Raw genomic sequence first — 16300 nt, 5'->3', positions numbered from 1 at the left:
GAGGAGGCACAGCCGCTACAGATTACACCCAAGGCCGCCTGAAAATGCAGCCCAGTGGCCACACCCGATTTTACACCACATTGACGGACGCGACCCTTGCAGCCCACACCTTCGACGCTGCCGCATAGGCAGGCTCAACGGGGTGCGCGGACCGCGAACAGCGTATCTTGCGGCTCGTCTGGCACGCGTGATGGTGATGGAGTGACGGATGCATTGTCGGTTCGAAGCACGACGAACAGTGCTGGTGGCGGCTCTTGCGGAAGGGATTGCGGAGGACCCGAAGGCGTGCCCGACACTTGTGCGAGATAGGCGCGCGTCTCGCCCGGCAACGCACGACCTGATGCAAGATGCGCGGCATAACGGCCGGGACCGGCATTGTAAGCGGCGAACAGGCCGGGATAACCGAAGCGGTCATACATCGCGCGCAGATAGGCCGTGCCTGCGAGGATATTGTCGCGTGGATCATGGGGATTGCCGCCCAGGCCGTGCGCCGCGCGCATCGCCGTCCACGTCGCTGGCATCAGCTGCATAAGGCCCATCGCGCCCGCGTGAGATGTGATCGGTCGCCCGCCAAGCATGGTCTGGCCACCGCTTTCGGCGCGCATGACCCGTTCGATCCACGCCACCGGGACGCCGAACCGCGCCGACGCCTCGGCGATCTCCACTCGCCAGCGATCGAGTGGATCGGCAGCGGCAGGGGTCGCGACGAACAGCGCGACAGCGAGCGTGAGCGTCCTCAGCGCAGCCACAGCGGGGTCGCCTTGCCAATGACATCCTGCGCCAGTGTTGCCCCGAAATAGCGCCCGTCGAACGAGTTCGGGGTCTCGGTCATGAGCAGGAAGACCATTCCCGGTCCCAGCCGGATGCACCCCTGCCACGCGGGCAAACCCCGCCCTTCCGCATCGGTAGCGCGGCGGATGGTGACCGGCCGGTCGTTCAGCGTCACAACGCGATCGACCGCGCAGATTCTATCCCCGGCCACGCCGACGACGCGCTTCACCAGCGGCACGTTGGACGGCAGATAGTGGCGGCGTGCGGCCAATTGCCGCGCTTCGGCAGGCGGCCAGGCAATCACCATGTCGCCGCGCTGGAGCGCTGCACCGGGCGACACGGCATAGAGTCCGATGGGCGCGCTGGCGCTGGCGTTCCAGACCAGCCGGGGCACCGGCGGCAGCGCGACCGTGAGGCCGAGGCAGGCGATGCCAGCGGCGATCAGCGCGGCACGGCGGTGCAGCCGCAGGCGGCGAACATGGGCGGCGCGCCGGACCTCCAACCACGCGAAGAGTGGCAGCGAGCGATCACGAATCCGGCGCTCAACCATGTTCGCCTCCCCGCGCGCGGGCTGCCGACCACGTCTCGATATCGTTGATATGATAGCGCCAGGTGCGGCCATGCAGGCGGCATTTCGGACCTTTGCCGGTCTGGCGCAGGCGCTTGAGCGTCGAATAGGCAAGGCCAAGATGAAAGGCCGCCTGCTTGGCGGTGAGGAAGGGGCAGGTTTCGCGCGCGGCCTGCGCACGTGTCGCGGTATCGTCCATGATGAAGGTCCATCTGCGCCGATGCACCTTGCGTCGGCTGAGAGGTGCGGATTGGATCGATCCGGCCGCCTTCGGCAGGGTCGCAAATCGACCCATGCGATTGCGACCTCCCTGTTTTAGGACCGGGGTTTCGGGCTGGCGGCGATGCCCCGCACCCATTCCGGGCGCGGGGCAGTTCGCTCAGTCGGCCGGGTTCCAGATGATCGCGAAGGCGTCGTCATCGTCTTGGCCCGCGGCGCGGCCGAGATTGGCGTAGAGCCGGCGCGGGCCGAATTCGGGGGCAGCGAGCGACAGCGACACATAGTCCTTGCCGCTCATTTCGCCGCGCCGGACCCATCCGGCTCCGACCTCGACACCGGCCGCCGACACGCGATAATCGGGCTGGGTGTCGCCGGATTTGCGGGTGTTGGGAATGATCTCGATGTCGGTGCGGATCGAAAGCGTCTTGAGCTGGCCCTTAAAGCCGTTTCCGTCGCGGGTGACATAACCGATGGCTGGCATTGTTCGTCTCCTGAAAAGTCGCCCCGAACTGTTTCCGGGCGATGGGCGGACCGAAGGGACGGTCAAAGCGGGCCTGCGAACCGGCAGGCCGGAGCGGCAGCGGAGGATCGGAGCCGAAGGCTTATTTGCAGCGAAGCGACCGCGAGGAGCCCGCCTCGGCGGGCGGGGAAATAAGCCGCGCGGCGATGGTTTCGCAGGACTGCGGCCGTCCCAGGTCATGCGCCCGAGGAGCCGGAAACGGTGCGGGAGACAGCAGTGGCGACGACGACGATGCTGCCGGTATTTGCCCCGGCGAGGGATCAGGCCGGGACAGCGCGAACGCGCCACCGCGCCAGCGGATCAGCCACCCGATGCACGCAGGCGACGACGCCAACATCGCCGTCGGCGTGGCCAATGACAACGGGACGGGGGTTCGGGTCCGGTGCGAAAGAAGGTAGGGCCAGCACCATGTCGACGATCGTCCTCCGCCTACTGGCCGGCTGCGCCGCACTCCTGCTGATCGCGGCCGCGCCGCCCGACCAAGGGCGCGTCGGCTATGTCATCGATGGCGATACCTTCCGGCTGGAGAGCGGCGAGCGGATCCGCATCGCCGGGATCGACGCCGCCGAAACCCAAGCGGGACAGGCCAAATGCAGGGCCGAAATCGCGCTCGGCCGGGCCGCGACGGCGCGTGCCCGGACGCTGCTCGATGGCCGGAATGTCACCGTCATGCGGGTCGGGTGCAGCCATAATCGCGCGGTCGCGCGGGTGAGGCTGGCCAGTCGCGATGTCGGGTCCGAACTGGTGGCAAGCGGCGTTGCGCGCTGGTGGCCGCGCCGTCAGCCCAAGCTCGACTGGTGCGCCCGATCACGGTCCTGAGCCGTTGGGAGCGCGGGAGTCAGTGTCGGCGAATCACCAATTTGGTGACGCCGCCGCACAGGCTGCAAGGATCCTTCCGCCGCTCGAATCCGTTCGATCCGGCAAGCTCGCGCGTCTTGTGATTGGCATGCTGACGGACGGACAGCCCCAGCTTTTCGGCAATGCAGTCGTCGCACACCGGCTCGGGCGAGAGCCGGGAAACAAACCGTTCGACATCATCAAGTATTGTCATCGCTGCCCCTTTTGCATTCCGTGGGCCGGAGCCAGCACGGTGGCAACCACAAACCATTACCGCGCGCCCGAGCCCGTCAGGGCGAGGGCGCGCGACCGGATTTGAGGGTCTGAGCGCAAATCGGCCGGGCGGCATGGTGCCGCCCGGCTTTCATCGATCAAGCGGCAAGGCGGTCGGCCTCGTCGTCCGGCAGTGCCATGACAGCGCCCGGCGCGCCGGGGTCCGGCTCGTCGTCGCCCGGCATCCGCCGCTCGATCTCGCGCGCCGCCTGCGCCTTGGCATGGGCCGCGACCGTGCCGACGCCGCCGCGCGCAGTATAGGCGGCGGGCGGGAACGCCATCCAGCGCGGCACCCAATTCTCGCGCCGCTCGCGCCCGTTGGCGCCGTCGAGATGATCGCGGACGATGCGTTTCAGGGTCTTGGTCTTCTCGCCCGCGTTTGCGGCGGCGACGGTTTCGCCCGCCACCTCGGCGACGATCCGGGTCAGCACTTCCCGGTCACGGATCAGCTCAAAAAAGGCGTCGTCGGCCTGCCAGCAGCGGGCCATATCGACGCCGATCTCCATGCCCACCGCCTCGATAGCGGCGCTGCCCGACGCCAGCGTCTCGCCCATGACGATGGCGATTACCTCCATGACGACCGCATCGGGAAGGTCGAGCAGCCGCTGGAAGATGCCGACGACGCCATAATCGTCGCCATTGCGCCCGGTCACGGTCGGTTCCTCAGCGGAGAAGCCGAGAACCGCCAGCACCGCGCGGCGGCGCTCGTCGAAATCCGCCTCGGCCTTGCTGTTGTCGAGGCTGTCGCGCACCTCGTCGTTGCGGGTGGACTGCGGCTCGGGAGAGACCCGCCAGAGGTGCGAGCCGCCGATGGCATGAGCGACCATCAAGCGCAGTGCGACCGCCGGATGGCCGGTGAGCGCGGCACGAACGGCGGCATGGCGGTGCAGGTCGACATAGGTTTGCATCGTCGATGTCACCTCGGGCCGGGCCGCTTTCTGACCGGTCCCGTTCTCCCACCCCTCGGCCTTGGCGATCCGGCGGGCCTCCTTGCCGGAGACATAGCCTTCGTGGACGATCACCTCGCCGGTGGCGCGCACGTCGATATAGACGCGCCCGCCCTTGCGCTTGCCCGCCTTCTCATATTCCCAAGTCGAGAAATGATCGGACGGCGGCACGATGATCGCGTCGGCCCAGCCCTGTTCGACATAGGCGGCGCGGCGCGCCTCGATTTCTGCATTCTGCGCGGTCCAGAAGGCATCGACATCGGCGACATAACGGTCCTCGCCGAACAGGTCGGCGATGGTCGCGATCCCGCTCGCGTCCACGTCGAACAGTGCATGTTTCACCGGGATCGACTGCCCGCCGAACAGCCATGCTTTCAACTGGTGGCCGGTCGGCAGATAGGCATTCTCGTCGTCGGCGAGTGCCAGCCATGCCTTTTGCTGGCTCTTGGACGCCATCGTCAGATGGCGCACGGTCGCCGCGTCGATCCGTTCCTTGCGGTAGAGATCGCGGATGGCGGGGAGCAGATTGCCGAGCGCCAGCACGCGCTTGACGGCGAGGTCGGGCAGTCCGAACGTCGCGGCGATGTCCTCCACCTTGCGGCCTTCGCGGACGAGGCGGATGAAATTCTCCCACTGCGTCACCTCGTCGGGGTCGAGTCGCGCCATGTTCTCGATCATCGACGCCTCGATGGCAGCGGCGTCGTCGTCCTCGTCGAGAATCGCGCAGGGCATCGGCTCCGGTGTCATATCGCCCGCCGCGCGCCGTTCCTCGGCAACGATCTTCGCGGCGTGGAAGCGGCGGCTTCCGGCAACGATCTCATAGCCATCGGGCGCGCAATTGGGACGGACGATGACCGGCTGGATGACGCCACGGCTGCGGACGGTCGGCAGGATGTCGGACACGTCCGGGGCCTTTTTGCTGTAACGCATATTGGCCTTGCTCACGACCAGCTTGTCGAGCGGGATAAAATCGAGTTTCATGGGTCTACTCCTTGTGAGCGCCGGTCCCGTCGCCACGGGATTCGCGGTTTCGCCGCGTCGGGACCGGTTGCCGGGGTCGTTGACCTCCCCGGCGAGGCTTGCGGCGGGACGCGCCGCGCGTCATCCGCCTTTCCCGTCCTCGGGATCGGTCGGAAGCTCGGGGACAGGCGCGGACTCGATGCGCCAGATGATGGATTGGGCTTGGCTGATCGAACCGGCACGGCGCGCGGTGTCGGCCCATACCGACAGGCTGGCGGTCGTCGAAAAGCCGATATCGCGCTCGATCTGCAAGCCGAACGACAGGCGGATGCCCGCCAGTTCGGACAGGCTGACACAGCCCAGTTCGGGACAGCCGAAACCGAGGTCGGCCAGCCCGAATAACGTGTCACCATCATCATACAGCTCGGTCGCCAGCCATGTCGCAGCACCCAGCGGGTTGAAGAATTTGACGACCGGCGCGGGGTCGGGTTCGTGGGTGCCGGTTTGCATCGCATCACGATGCGCTGCGGCATTCACGCGCAGCGCGGCGTGAAGCTCGGGGGTCAGAAGGATCATGCCGAGATCCTTTCGTCCTGCGGAGCTTGGCGTTCGCCGGTCTCATCGCGGGAAGTGTCGCCTTGGGTGGCCTCGGCCTGAACCGCTTCGGCTTGGGCGGCGGCGTGCCGCGCCAGCAGCCAGTCGGCGGCCTTGCTGGCGGCGCTGGCGGCGCGGAAGATTGCGCGATTGTCCTCGCGCAGCACGTCCAGCCAGCTTGCCAGATAGTCGGCATGACGGACGGTCGGGACGATGCCGAGCGCGGCGCAGAGAAAGGCCGAACCCATTTCGGCAATCAATTCCTCGCGGGCATAATCCTTCGATCCGAAGCTGTTGACCAGATTGCGGTTCAACCGGGACGGGTGGCCGCTGCCGTGGCAAAGTTCGTGCAGGCAGGTCCGGTAATAGTTGATCTGCTCGAAAAAGGCCGGTTGTGGCGGCACCTGCACATAGTCCTGCGCGGGCACATAATAGGCGCGATTGCCGCCGACACGGAACTCGATGCCGCTTGCCGCGATCACTTCCTCGGCGATCGGCACGATCTGGCGTTCGGGCAAGGGGGCCGGATCGGGCGCGAGGCCGGGGCGCAATCCCTCGCACTGCGCGACGTTGAACACGGTGAAGCGTTTCAGGAAGGGAATGGACTTGGCGTCGCTGCCGGTTTCGACGGCGCGCGCTTTCTCGGCCTCGGGGGTGAAGCGGTCGGCATAGACGACGGTGGTGCCGCGCTCGCCCTTGCGGACGCAGCCGCCTGCCTCAAGCGCCTGTTTGAAGGTAAGCCACCCCTGCGAGGGATAGCCCTGTTCAATGACTGCGCCCCACAGGATAAGGACGTTCACGCCAGAGTAACGGCGCGCGGTAAGGGCGTTGCGCGGCAGGCCGGGAGCGATTGCGCTGCCATCACCATCGGGATGCCCCCAAGGCTGAACCCACGGAAAGCGACCCGCCTCCAGTTCGGCGATGATCCGCGCCGTCACCTCGTCATAAAGGTTCGTGCGCGCCGTTTCGGATTCTGTCCGGGCCTTGGCCGCGATGGGGGTTCCGCCGTTGGACGCCTTGGGTTTCCGGCCCTTGCCGCGCGCGCGGACAGTCGTGGGAGCAAGCATCATTCACCTCCTGGACCGCCCCAAAACCACCATGGCCTCCCCCGGAAGCGGGGGTGGGCGGCAAGATGCGAACCGAAGAGGACCGCTTGAGCGGCGTCGGCACCCGAAGGGCCGCAACGTCAGTGGAGGAGCCGGGCGCAGCCCGGCTTGCCGGGGACGCGAGCGGGCCTAGCAGGGAGCGCCGCCCACTCCCGCGCCACCGGGAGAGGCCACCAACAGCGCCGCCGCGCAAGCGGCGACCGCAGCGCTTCCCGGCGGCGAGGCCGCCGCCAGCAAAGGGATGGCCCCCGGCCGGCTTGGGCGGATGAGCGGGGCAAGGTCGGGCTTCGCGAAGGGGCCACGCAAAGTCCTTCGTTGCGGGGTGCCCCGTGGCCAGCGCGACACTTGTCGACCGGCCTCGCGAAACCGGGCGCACCGCCCGACCGAGAGGTCGGAGGGCCTGCGGGGCCGCGATCGGGCGCCGCACCCTGTCCGGGCAAGGCAAAGCCGCCCGGGCAGTGTGCGTCCTCAGCCCCGCTCCATCAGGTCAGCAGCGCTGACCCGCGCCAGCCGATCGTCACCGCTAGGCCGAGACCCGGCAACGGGGCTCGGCGGCGAGAAGCCTCGCTTCGCGCCGTAGAGCGCGGTCGCGCCGCTTCACCGGCGCGAGGCGTCTGCTTCCCACCCAGTTGCGAACCTTCCGACACCCTCCCTGCGATCCTGAAATCAGTCGTTCATCGGGCTGCCGTTTCAGCAGCAAACGACCCAGGCCGTGTGAAAACTCTGAAGCGGTCGCTTTGAGAAGGGAGTCCATTTCACAAACCGCGTTGCCGGGAGTTGAACGCAGCGGTGCCTTTAGGTCGCAATGGCTTTCAGGATTGCCTTGCTACCCATGATGTTGAGCACCCTGGTCAAGTTGTAAGCGAGAACATGGAGCGCCATCTCGGTTGAGACGCGCGGTTTTGTCTTTGTGAGGAAGTGCGTGTAGCCCATTCGGGCCTTCAGGGTGGCAAAGGGATGTTCGACCGTCTGGCGTCGTATGCGCATGGCGTCAGGATTTGCATCCAGTCGGTGCTGCATCGCTTCGATAACCTCGTCATGCTCCCATCGGGAGACACGGCTCTCTTTGCTCGGCGTGCATTGCGCCTTCATCGAGCAGTTTGCACAGACACTTGCCCAAATAGCGTTTAGCGTCAGTCCCCCTTCTTCGCGAGTGTACCGGTAGCTGAGAGTTTCGCCCGCTGGACAGCGAGGCGCACTCACAGCACGGCGGCGAAGTAGATCGCGATCTGACCGCCTTCAAGCCGATCGTGCAGAGTAGTGATCGTCACGCCATCGTCTCTCAAGTTTTTGTGGCGCTCGCCTGTTCCATATGTTGCCCAGTAGCAACCGTACGGCCGGTCAGCATAGTCTCTTCAGGTAGATGTCCGATGCTCACTCTGGGGAGCCCGGTCAGGTGGCGACGTAAGATAACCCGCTTCTTGGAGCTTAGAAAGTCCCTAACTAGCAGAAACAGCAATTCGCTAATGCGAGGCACCATTGCATCGCGATGCGGCGATGAAATGGTGCCTTACAAGCCAAACCCACTAGCTCAAAACGAGAAACGAGCGCCCACGGCATAAGTCGCTGGCGCGCCAACCATGCGCGACGCTCCGTTCAATTCGGGGAAATAGACTTCATCGGTGATGTTGCGTCCCATCGCGTAGAGCGACCAGCCATGGGGCGATTCCAGTTCGATCCGGGCGTTGAGCAACGTATAGGCCGGCGCGATATTGCCCACGACCGCGTTCAGGCGGTTGGATTCCTTGCCATGGTGGAAGATGTTGGCGCGGCTGCTCAATTTCCAGCCATCACCAAAGCTGTAGCTGTGGACCAGGCCGACCCGCCCGGTCCATTTAGGCGCGCCGGGCAGCGGATCGCCCACGGTAGCGGTCACATCGGCGATGCGGTTGGAATTGAATTCGGTGATTTCCGAATGAAGATAGGTGCCGGATGCGTCGAAGTCGATCTGATGCCCGCCGCTGTTCAACAGGCGCAGGTTGAGCGCGCCTTCGAAACCGCGCGTTTCCGCCTTGCCCACATTGGTGCGGCCGTTGGTGTCGTTGGCCAGACGGGTCGTGGCCTGAAGATTGCTGAAATCATTGGCAAAGGCGTCGAGCGAGACGCGCAACGGACCCTTTAGATAGCGGACGCCCGCTTCGTAGGACCACACCGTTTCGGACGCGAAGGGTTCGGTTTCCGCCAGCGTCATGATCGACGTGCCGTCAAACCCGCCCGACCGGTAGCCCCGCGCGACCGATGCAAAGACGTTCAGGTCGTCGTTGATAAACCATTGTGCGGCAGCGCGGCCGGAAAAATCATCGTCCTTGAACTGCTTGTCCCAGCGGAAATTGGCCGTGGTGGCAAAAAAGGCGTTATAGTTGGTGATGCCCCATGGGTTGAGGTCGACATTGCGCCCCTTGGAATCCACGTCGTCGCTGGTGTAGCGCAGGCCCGCCGTCAGGCGGACGCCGGGCAGCACTTCATAATCGGCCTGTCCAAAAAGGGCAGCGCTGCGGCGGCGCTGGTTGTGGATATTCTGATAGATGGTGCGCGCCACCCAGCTGGTCCACTGGCTGGAATAGTCGATCTTGTCGCTCATATAGAAGCCGCCGACCAGCCAGTTGAACCGGCCCTGCTGTTCATTGCGCAACCGCAGTTCGACCGACGCCTGGCTAAGATCCTCATCGAACAGATATTCATATTGGGGATAGGGCGTGCCGTCGCCATTGCCACCGACATCGCGCTGGCTGGACTGCGCGCCGACCACCATGTCGATCCGGGTGGCGTCGTTGAGCAGATGTGAAAATTGCGCGGACACGCCCTTTATGTCGATCTTTTGGTCATAATATTGGCTGGAATAAAAGCTGTAGGGATCTTCATCCTCGCCCGCGTTCAGCACGCTTGTGTCCTGCGCTGCGCTCAGCCGGTCATATTGGCGCGCGTCGCCCCGGTCGCGGCTGGCAAAGGCCTTGAGCGTCAATGTGGTGTCCGGCGCGAAGTCGATTTCTACGGTGCCGCGCGCAGCGAACAGATCCTTGTCGCCAAAACCCTTGCGCGCGCCCGGATCGCTGATCGCTGGCACCTGCGTCTGGACGACGCCGCCAACGCTGAGCCGTGCGCCGGCCAGATCGCCAGCGCCCTTGCCGTCCATGAAGCCGCCGCCCTGATCGGTCATCACCGCCAGCCGGACGCGAACATTGTCGCTGACCGGGCCGCCAAGCGCGGCTTCGAAACGGACATTGTCATAGCTGCCATAGCGCGCGTCGGCATAGCCATCGAAACTGTCGCCGCCGCCGCGCGTGATCGCGTTGACCACGCCAGCCGTCGTGTTGCGGCCATAAAGCGTGCCTTGCGGTCCGCGCAGCACTTCGATGCGTTCCACGTCGAACAAGGGCATGCCCAGATAGGCGTTGGAGCTTTGGTAGACGCCATCGACATGCAGGGCGACGGACGGGCTGCCATTGGGTTTGTAATCATCCGCGCCGCCGACGCCGCGAATGCTAAGCAGGCCATAGCTTTCGCCACCAAAGCCATAGTTCATCGACAGGCCCGGCACTTCGTCGACCAGGCTCGCAAAATCGACGATGCGGCGCTTGTCGGCTTCATCGCCCGAAATCACGGTCAGGGCCTGTGGCACTTTGGACAGATCCTCCGTGCGCTTCTGCGCGGTGACGACGATGTCCTGTCCGGCCGGACGGGCGCTGCCCGACATGTCCTGTGGCGCAGCGCTTGCTGCAACTGCGAGCGAGATGAGGTTTGTGCCTTCATGCGAAATGGCGATGCCCCGGCCCGCGATCAGTCGGCGGATCGCCTGCGCACGGGTGAAGCGCCCTTTCAGCGCGATGGCGCGCTGACCGGTCACGGCGTCATAGGGGAACACCATCTGAACCCCCGCCTGACGCCCGAATTCATTAAGCGCGGTGGCCATATTCTGTGCAGGAATGTTGAAAGTGACGGCGCGTTCGGTGGTGGCGCCTGCCGGAGCAATGGCCAAGACCATGGGTAGTGCGACGGAATATATCATTTTGCCCTCCGATTGGATGCGTCTCTCGGAAGGAAGGATGGCTGGCCTTCGCGCCACCGCTATTGCAGCGCAAAAAATATTGAATCAGGCGGTCGTCAGGGTGATGGCACCCGTGTCGCCCCGCACGGAGCGGATGCCAAAGGATGCCTGCAATGCCGTCAGCAGATCGGCCGGATCGGTGGTGGTAAATCGCCCGCCCAGCCGGATGCGCGACAGGCTGGGGTCGGCGATCACGATCTTGTGGTCCAGATAGCGATTAAATTCCGCCACCACGAAATCCAGGCTTTCCCCTTCAAATACCAGCTGGCCATTGCGCCAGCTTTGCGCGCGGGCAATGGCGATGGTTTCGGCGGGGCGGACCGACACGGATTTTCCGATGACCTGCGCCAGCGATCCGGCATCGACCATGCGGCGTCCGTCCAGTGCGGCCCGTCCCGACAGGACCAGCAATCCCACGGATTCGGGTTGACGCCGGACATTGAATATCCCGGCATCCAGCCGAATGTTCGCGCCCGCCACGATCAGGCGCAGGGGGTGGCCAGCGCCTGATCCTGGCGGGCGCGGTTTGACTTCCAGCCGAATTTCGCCTTCGTCCAGCCAGACCGACCGGCTGGTGCCGTCGATGCGCCAGCTTATGCCGGTGGCGGTGTTGAGGTGGACGCGCGTGCCATCGTCCAGTATGATCGTGCGGCGTTCGCCCGTTATCGTCGACGCGCTTTCGCGGGCATTGGCCTGAACCGCGATGAACGCGCCCGCGACGCTCGCCCCGCCCGCCAGCGCAGCGGCGCGCAGCAACAGGCGGCGTTCGACGCGCGGCGGGGGCGCAGGCTCTCTTTCATGGACGGCGCGCAGCCGTTCGACCTGTTCCAGCGCATCGACGACCTGGGCAAAGGCGACGGCGCGGCGCGGATCGCCCGCGCGCCATTGGGCAAAGGCTTCGGGCGCTGCCGATCCAGCGTCCAGCGCGGCCAGCCATCCGGCCGCTTCCTCCATCAATTGCTGCGTTGTCGGTGGCGTTGCCATAAGCGTGAAATACCGACTCCATCTGCCTTTACAGGGGCTTCCTGCATGGCATGCGCCAATATGGCCAGCCCCTTGGCAAGATGCTTCTCTACAGTAGAGACTGACAAGCCAAGCCTCACCGCTATGTCTTTTGGCAACATACCTTCGATTCGGCGCATTTTTACGACGGCGCGGGGCTGTGGCGGAAGCTGGTCCATCAATTCGATCAGGCGTTTGAGTTCAAGATGCCCGGAAAGGATGGCGAACTGGTCGGGCGCACTGTCGGCGATGTCCATGGCATCCAGGTCGGCCAGATGTTCGAACCGCACGACCGATGCACGACGATGCCGTTCGAACGCAAGGTTGCGCATGATCGTCAGCACGAAGGCGCGGGGATTGTCGATGTCGCGGTGGTGCGAGGCATTGATGGCGCGGGCATAGGCTTCCTGCACCAGGTCTTCGGCATCGCCGGGCGCGACCAGTCGCGCCGCCTGCCGCCGGAATGTCTGGCGGTGCGGCAGCACTTCATCAATGAACCAGCGGTCAACATCTCTCAGCCAGGTCACGGTTGCGTCCCCCTATGCCTGGCGCGCCGGTTAGACAGCGGACGTGACAATATCGGGACAGTGGGATGTCGTATTTCTGTCAACTGTGGCCGATAGGGCCGCGCGATGCAGAATATTTACTGGCATCGCCGCGCCGTGCTGACCGCCATGGCGGCTCTTGCCGCGCAGCCGACCATGGCGATGGATGTCCATGTCGTTGTCCATAATGATCCTTTCGCGCTGGGCGTGGCCAGCGGTGACCCGGCGCCCGACGGGTTCGTGCTATGGACGCGGCTGGTGGGAAAAGGCGGCAGCACGCTTGATCGCGGTGCTATTTCTGTCGGGTTCGAAGTTGCACATGACTCGCAATTCCGGCGGATCGTTCGCAAGGGCGAACAAGTGGCGCATCCCGCGGCAGGGCATAGCGTGCATGTCGAACTGGCCGGACTGGATCCTGATCGCCGCTACTGGTATCGTTTCTACGCCCTTGGCGCTGTCAGCCCAACGGGACGCACCGCAACTGCGCCGCTGCGCGCCGATCGGTTCAGGCTGGCGCTGACGTCCTGCCAGCATTGGGAACTTGGCTGGTTTTCCGCCTATCGCGACATGATCGCCGCCGACCCGGACCTGATCGTGCAGGTGGGCGATTATATTTACGAACAATCCTACCCGGACCAGCCTAAGGTGCGGGCATTCGGTGCCGACGACCCGCGTGACCTGAAGGGCTATCGCGCCCGTCACGCATTATATCGCACCGATCCCGATTTGCAGGAGGCCCACCGGCTGTTCCCCTGGCTCGTCACCTGGGACGATCATGAAGTGTGGAACGACTATGCCGGCCTTGCCAACCGGGAGGGACTGGCACCACATATTTTCGCCGCGCGCCGGGCTGCGGCCTATCAGGCCTATTTCGAACATATGCCAATCCGCCCCAGCCTATGGCGGTCCCTGTCGACGCCGCGATTATATCGTGGTGTGGACTGGGGCGATCTGGCATCGCTGTCGATGCTGGATACGCGGCAATATCGGTCCTCGCCGCCTTGCGCCGATCCGATGCTGGCACGCAATGTCAGGCTGGATCGCTGCGCCGATCGCCTTCGTCCCGACCGTTCCATGCTCGGCACAGCGCAAGAATTTTGGGTCGGGCAGCGACTGGCGCGAGAAACCCGGCCCTGGACGCTGTTGGCACAGGGCGTGTTCTTCGCGCCGCTCGCATTGGACGCCAGCGGGGACGTAATGTTCAGCGATCAATGGGATGGCTATATTGCCGGTCGCGATCGCTTGCTGGAACATATGGCGCAGCCATCCGTCCGCAATGCTGTGGTTCTAAGCGGGGATGTGCATAGCTTCTGGGTCAACAGCCTGGCGCGCGCAGGTAGCGGACATCCAATTGTTGGAACGGAAATCGTCACTTCAGCGCTTGCCGCCCAATCCCCGCCACCCGGTCGGTTCGGCAATGTACAGGACAATAATCCGCACATTCGATTCAGCAATGTGGATCGGACGGGCTATGTTCTCATCAACCTAGACCTGGAACATATGGCCGCACAGTTCCGCGCAATCGACGCCCGCTCGCCGCAGCCAAAATTCGATATCTTGGCCGAGCTTCATCAGGATGCAGGTGCCGACATTCCGACGATCGACTGAAATGCTCACGCTAGCAGGGCCGCCTCTAGAGCATTGAGCCTTTAATCGGACGCATATCCTGCAGTTTTGATGAAGTTCGAGCATTCGTCAGGTGTGTAGAGGTCGCAGATATTGCCGATGGCCTGCCAGAGGGCATCGTTGGTTCTGGCACCAGTCCGCCGAAGATGGGCCTTGAGTTTGGAGAAAGCCATCTCGATCGTGTGTTCATGATGACTCTCCAGTGCAGATTCCTGTTGAGCTGTTTTGAAGATCTACGAGCCAGATGCGTTGGGTCCCGACCTTAGCCAGCCTTCCCTTGATCCGGCCGCGCCGGAGCCAACCGTAGACGGTTTGCCGGTGCGCTCCTATTCGATCGGCATATTCCTGGAGGGTCATTTCGCCGTTGTTCCGCCGGGGGATATTATTCGACCAGATAGGGCGTGTCGTGCCAAGCCCACGCCGCTGGAGCAGGCGATGGATCATAGGAGCGTTGAAGCTATCCTTCTTGGGCGGCGCCCAGCCCTCAGTATTGAGCGCGTCAGCGATAATCTGCGCGGTTGCTCCCTGGCTTCGCAGATCGATTACCCGGGCAAGCAACTTGTCGAAGTTCTCCAGCTGCTCGAACGTAAGCGCCGACGGAAGGTGGCGTTGACGCGGCCTGTCAGGCTTTTCGGCGTGTCCGTGGCGCCCATTTTTTCGCAAGCGCTTCCAGCCTTGCCTCGATCAGGGGGATATCGGGCTTGGCGTTGGGATCATGGTCTTCACCGAGGGTCTCGAGCGCCTCTTCGTGATATTCATGATGTGGGTCGCCGAGCGCTTCGAGCTTTTCGGCGTAGCCCCATGGGCCGCCACAATCCTCTGGCGGCCGCATGCCTACTGCATCGAGGATGAGCGGATATGTCAGGTGCGGGCTGGCCGGGCTGACGCGTTCGATCTTGACGCTATGCTCCCAGGCATCGCCAAAGTCATAGAGATATCGGAAGGTCTTGCGCCTCGTATCCGCCAGGACCTGGGCGAGAGTGGCCTTACGGGCGTCGAGCGGCCCGTCGAAGCTGTATTCGGGATCGGGGATGCCAAAGCCGGTCTGCCCGAAGCTCATTTCCCACAGGTGAGAGTCCGTCCACGAGAAGGCGGTCTGGATGACGGTGTGCATACGGTCGAGCCGGATATTGAGCGGCACCTCCAGCGTTCGGCTGACGGCCGGCGTGACATCGTCCAGCGTAATCTTCATCCGCACAACAGTGCCGTTGCTCACGCAGCCTTCTCCAGATCGTTGGTCAGCCTTGATGCCTGCCAGTTCCACGGCAAGAAGTCATCGATCCGATTGATCGGGTGATCACCGATGCGCTCGATGACGTCAGTGAACCATGCCTCGGGCTCGACGCCGTTGAGTCGGCATGTGCCCGCCAGGGCGTAGAAGAGCGCGGCGGCCTCTCCACCCTTCATGGAGCCAACGAACATCCAGTTCCGGCGCCCGAGCGCGACACCGCGCAGGGCGTTTTCCACCAGATTGTTGCTGATCTCGAGCCGACCGTCATCGCAGTAACGGATCATGGCCTGCCAGCGGTTGAGCGGATAGCGACAGGCACGCGCCAGATTGCTGTCAGACGACAGGCCACGGTTCTGGGTTTCAAGCCAGACGCGCAAAGCCTCGAGCTTCGGCACCGCCTTGATCTGGCGGATGCGTCTTCGCTCATCAGGTGGCGCACCCTTGATATCGCGCTCGATGGCGAAGAGTTCGGCGATCCGCACGACCGCCTCATGGGGCAGTCGATGACCCATGGCGCGGTCAGGCCATCACAGCGCAGGGCGGCGATGAAGGTCTGGGTCTTCCAGTGACCAAAGGGCGCACGCGCCTTGAGGCTTTGGTCACGGCGCGCCCGTCCTCGCAGCCGCGTCATCTTGGTCGTGGTTGCCGTCTCGTCGATGAAGACCATCCCCAGGACCGCCTGGAGACGAGCGACCGCCTCTCGCTTGGTAGCGGGCGTCACCAATTTTTTGCGAGAAGGTCCTTCAGGCCTGCGTTGTCCAGCATCGCATCGGCCAGCAACCGCTTCAACTTGGCGTTCTCGTCCTCCAGCGCGCGCAGCCGCCGCGCCTCGGACACTTCCAAGCCGCCATACTTGGCCTTCCAGTTGTAGATCGTCGCTTCCGACACGCCGTGCCGCCGGGCCAGGTCGCCGGTCTTGACGCCAGCCTCAGCCTCCTTCAGCACCGCAATGATCTGCTTTCGGTACGCATCCGATAGCAGACGCAGTGGAGCTGAGGGTCGAGATGTGAGATTATCGGCAGCGCCGCGAGGAGCTGCGTATGGAAGAGCGGGATA

The 16300-nt window shown here is 64.1% G+C and carries 15 protein-coding genes and 3 pseudogenes; 2 read left to right on the top strand and 16 right to left on the bottom strand.

What is annotated here, in order from left to right:
• Positions 1-134: 134 nt before the first annotated feature.
• The 4 genes from GGQ90_RS27450 to GGQ90_RS27435 form a co-directional block, all read right to left on the bottom strand.
• Positions 135-749 carry a lytic transglycosylase domain-containing protein gene (locus GGQ90_RS27450; RefSeq protein ID WP_188084511.1) on the bottom strand — a complete coding sequence of 205 codons (615 nt, stop codon included), beginning with the start codon at positions 747-749 and terminating at the stop codon, positions 135-137.
• Positions 737-1321 (bottom strand): S26 family signal peptidase, encoded by a 585-nt coding sequence (locus GGQ90_RS27445; protein WP_188084510.1) that lies wholly within the window; start codon positions 1319-1321, stop codon positions 737-739. The genes GGQ90_RS27450 and GGQ90_RS27445 overlap by 13 nt, the downstream gene beginning before the upstream one ends.
• Entirely contained in the window at positions 1314-1634 is a 321-nt protein-coding gene (locus GGQ90_RS27440; protein ID WP_343054196.1) for a helix-turn-helix transcriptional regulator, read from the bottom strand. The genes GGQ90_RS27445 and GGQ90_RS27440 overlap by 8 nt, the downstream gene beginning before the upstream one ends.
• A gap of 84 nt (positions 1635-1718) precedes the next feature.
• Positions 1719-2039 (bottom strand): DUF736 domain-containing protein, encoded by a 321-nt coding sequence (locus GGQ90_RS27435; RefSeq protein ID WP_179510978.1) that lies wholly within the window; start codon positions 2037-2039, stop codon positions 1719-1721.
• Positions 2040-2486: 447 nt separating this feature from the next.
• Between GGQ90_RS27435 and GGQ90_RS27430 the strand changes: the two genes are divergently transcribed.
• The gene (locus GGQ90_RS27430; RefSeq protein ID WP_188084509.1) at positions 2487-2897 is read left to right on the top strand and encodes a thermonuclease family protein; all 411 of its coding nucleotides are present in this window, start codon (positions 2487-2489) and stop codon (positions 2895-2897) included.
• A gap of 19 nt (positions 2898-2916) precedes the next feature.
• Here the strand turns inward: GGQ90_RS27430 and GGQ90_RS27425 are convergent, their stop codons facing one another.
• The 8 genes and pseudogenes from GGQ90_RS27425 to GGQ90_RS27390 form a co-directional block, all read right to left on the bottom strand.
• Positions 2917-3129, bottom strand: a complete 213-nt coding sequence (locus tag GGQ90_RS27425) for a hypothetical protein (protein WP_188084508.1) — start codon at positions 3127-3129, stop codon at positions 2917-2919.
• Between the two features lie 157 nt (positions 3130-3286).
• Positions 3287-5116, bottom strand: coding sequence for a ParB/RepB/Spo0J family partition protein (locus tag GGQ90_RS27420; protein ID WP_188084507.1), 1830 nt, complete (start codon positions 5114-5116; stop codon positions 3287-3289).
• A 120-nt stretch (positions 5117-5236) separates the two neighbouring features.
• Complete coding sequence (locus GGQ90_RS27415; protein ID WP_188084506.1) at positions 5237-5671, bottom strand: DUF2958 domain-containing protein; 435 nt, start codon at positions 5669-5671, stop codon at positions 5237-5239.
• On the bottom strand, positions 5668-6684 hold the full coding sequence (locus GGQ90_RS27410) for an ArdC family protein (protein WP_343054197.1): 1017 nt from the start codon (positions 6682-6684) through the stop codon (positions 5668-5670). Before GGQ90_RS27410 ends, GGQ90_RS27415 begins: the two co-directional genes overlap by 4 nt.
• 906 nt (positions 6685-7590) lie before the next feature.
• Positions 7591-8019: pseudogene (locus GGQ90_RS27405) on the bottom strand (transposase); the annotation flags it as partial.
• A 307-nt stretch (positions 8020-8326) separates the two neighbouring features.
• Positions 8327-10777 (bottom strand): TonB-dependent receptor, encoded by a 2451-nt coding sequence (locus GGQ90_RS27400; RefSeq protein ID WP_246428484.1) that lies wholly within the window; start codon positions 10775-10777, stop codon positions 8327-8329.
• Between the two features lie 108 nt (positions 10778-10885).
• Positions 10886-11824: a FecR family protein gene (locus GGQ90_RS27395; RefSeq protein ID WP_188084504.1), complete on the bottom strand. Its 939-nt coding sequence runs from the start codon at positions 11822-11824 to the stop codon at positions 10886-10888.
• On the bottom strand, positions 11794-12369 hold the full coding sequence (locus GGQ90_RS27390) for a sigma-70 family RNA polymerase sigma factor (RefSeq protein WP_188084503.1): 576 nt from the start codon (positions 12367-12369) through the stop codon (positions 11794-11796). The genes GGQ90_RS27395 and GGQ90_RS27390 overlap by 31 nt, the downstream gene beginning before the upstream one ends.
• A 105-nt stretch (positions 12370-12474) precedes the next feature.
• Between GGQ90_RS27390 and GGQ90_RS27385 the strand changes: the two genes are divergently transcribed.
• Positions 12475-13995: an alkaline phosphatase D family protein gene (locus GGQ90_RS27385; RefSeq protein WP_188084502.1), complete on the top strand. Its 1521-nt coding sequence runs from the start codon at positions 12475-12477 to the stop codon at positions 13993-13995.
• 41 nt (positions 13996-14036) lie between these two features.
• Here GGQ90_RS27385 and GGQ90_RS30065 read toward each other — a convergent pair.
• The 4 genes and pseudogenes from GGQ90_RS30065 to GGQ90_RS27365 all read right to left on the bottom strand — a co-directional run.
• Positions 14037-14192, bottom strand: a pseudogene (locus GGQ90_RS30065) (IS630-like element ISSpo6 family transposase); the annotation flags it as partial.
• A 443-nt stretch (positions 14193-14635) separates the two neighbouring features.
• Complete coding sequence (locus GGQ90_RS27380; protein ID WP_239019131.1) at positions 14636-15229, bottom strand: plasmid pRiA4b ORF-3 family protein; 594 nt, start codon at positions 15227-15229, stop codon at positions 14636-14638.
• Positions 15226-15756: an IS66 family transposase gene (locus GGQ90_RS27375; RefSeq protein ID WP_246428483.1), complete on the bottom strand. Its 531-nt coding sequence runs from the start codon at positions 15754-15756 to the stop codon at positions 15226-15228. The genes GGQ90_RS27380 and GGQ90_RS27375 overlap by 4 nt, the downstream gene beginning before the upstream one ends.
• A 152-nt stretch (positions 15757-15908) precedes the next feature.
• Positions 15909-16225, bottom strand: a pseudogene (locus tag GGQ90_RS27365) (transposase); the annotation flags it as partial.
• Positions 16226-16300: the final 75 nt, after the last annotated feature.

Source organism: Sphingobium scionense (assembly GCF_014197035.1).
Taxonomy (GTDB): domain Bacteria; phylum Pseudomonadota; class Alphaproteobacteria; order Sphingomonadales; family Sphingomonadaceae; genus Sphingobium; species Sphingobium scionense.
Note: the sequence above shows the minus strand (reverse complement) of the source record. Positions and strands in the feature narration are given on the sequence as shown.

Excerpts from the sequence above, each read along its gene's own strand:
- GGQ90_RS27400 (WP_246428484.1), bottom strand. The coding sequence starts at position 10,777 with ATGGTCTTGGCCATTGCTCCGGCAGGCGCCACCACCGAACGCGCCGTC.
- GGQ90_RS27440 (WP_343054196.1), bottom strand. The coding sequence starts at position 1,634 with ATGGGTCGATTTGCGACCCTGCCGAAGGCGGCCGGATCGATCCAATCC.
- GGQ90_RS27420 (WP_188084507.1), bottom strand. The coding sequence starts at position 5,116 with ATGAAACTCGATTTTATCCCGCTCGACAAGCTGGTCGTGAGCAAGGCC.
- GGQ90_RS27445 (WP_188084510.1), bottom strand. The coding sequence starts at position 1,321 with ATGGTTGAGCGCCGGATTCGTGATCGCTCGCTGCCACTCTTCGCGTGG.
- GGQ90_RS27415 (WP_188084506.1), bottom strand. The coding sequence starts at position 5,671 with ATGATCCTTCTGACCCCCGAGCTTCACGCCGCGCTGCGCGTGAATGCC.
- GGQ90_RS27425 (WP_188084508.1), bottom strand. The coding sequence starts at position 3,129 with ATGACAATACTTGATGATGTCGAACGGTTTGTTTCCCGGCTCTCGCCC.
- GGQ90_RS27430 (WP_188084509.1), top strand. The coding sequence starts at position 2,487 with ATGTCGACGATCGTCCTCCGCCTACTGGCCGGCTGCGCCGCACTCCTG.
- GGQ90_RS27435 (WP_179510978.1), bottom strand. The coding sequence starts at position 2,039 with ATGCCAGCCATCGGTTATGTCACCCGCGACGGAAACGGCTTTAAGGGC.
- GGQ90_RS27395 (WP_188084504.1), bottom strand. The coding sequence starts at position 11,824 with ATGGCAACGCCACCGACAACGCAGCAATTGATGGAGGAAGCGGCCGGA.
- GGQ90_RS27385 (WP_188084502.1), top strand. The coding sequence starts at position 12,475 with ATGCAGAATATTTACTGGCATCGCCGCGCCGTGCTGACCGCCATGGCG.
- GGQ90_RS27375 (WP_246428483.1), bottom strand. The coding sequence starts at position 15,756 with ATGGGTCATCGACTGCCCCATGAGGCGGTCGTGCGGATCGCCGAACTC.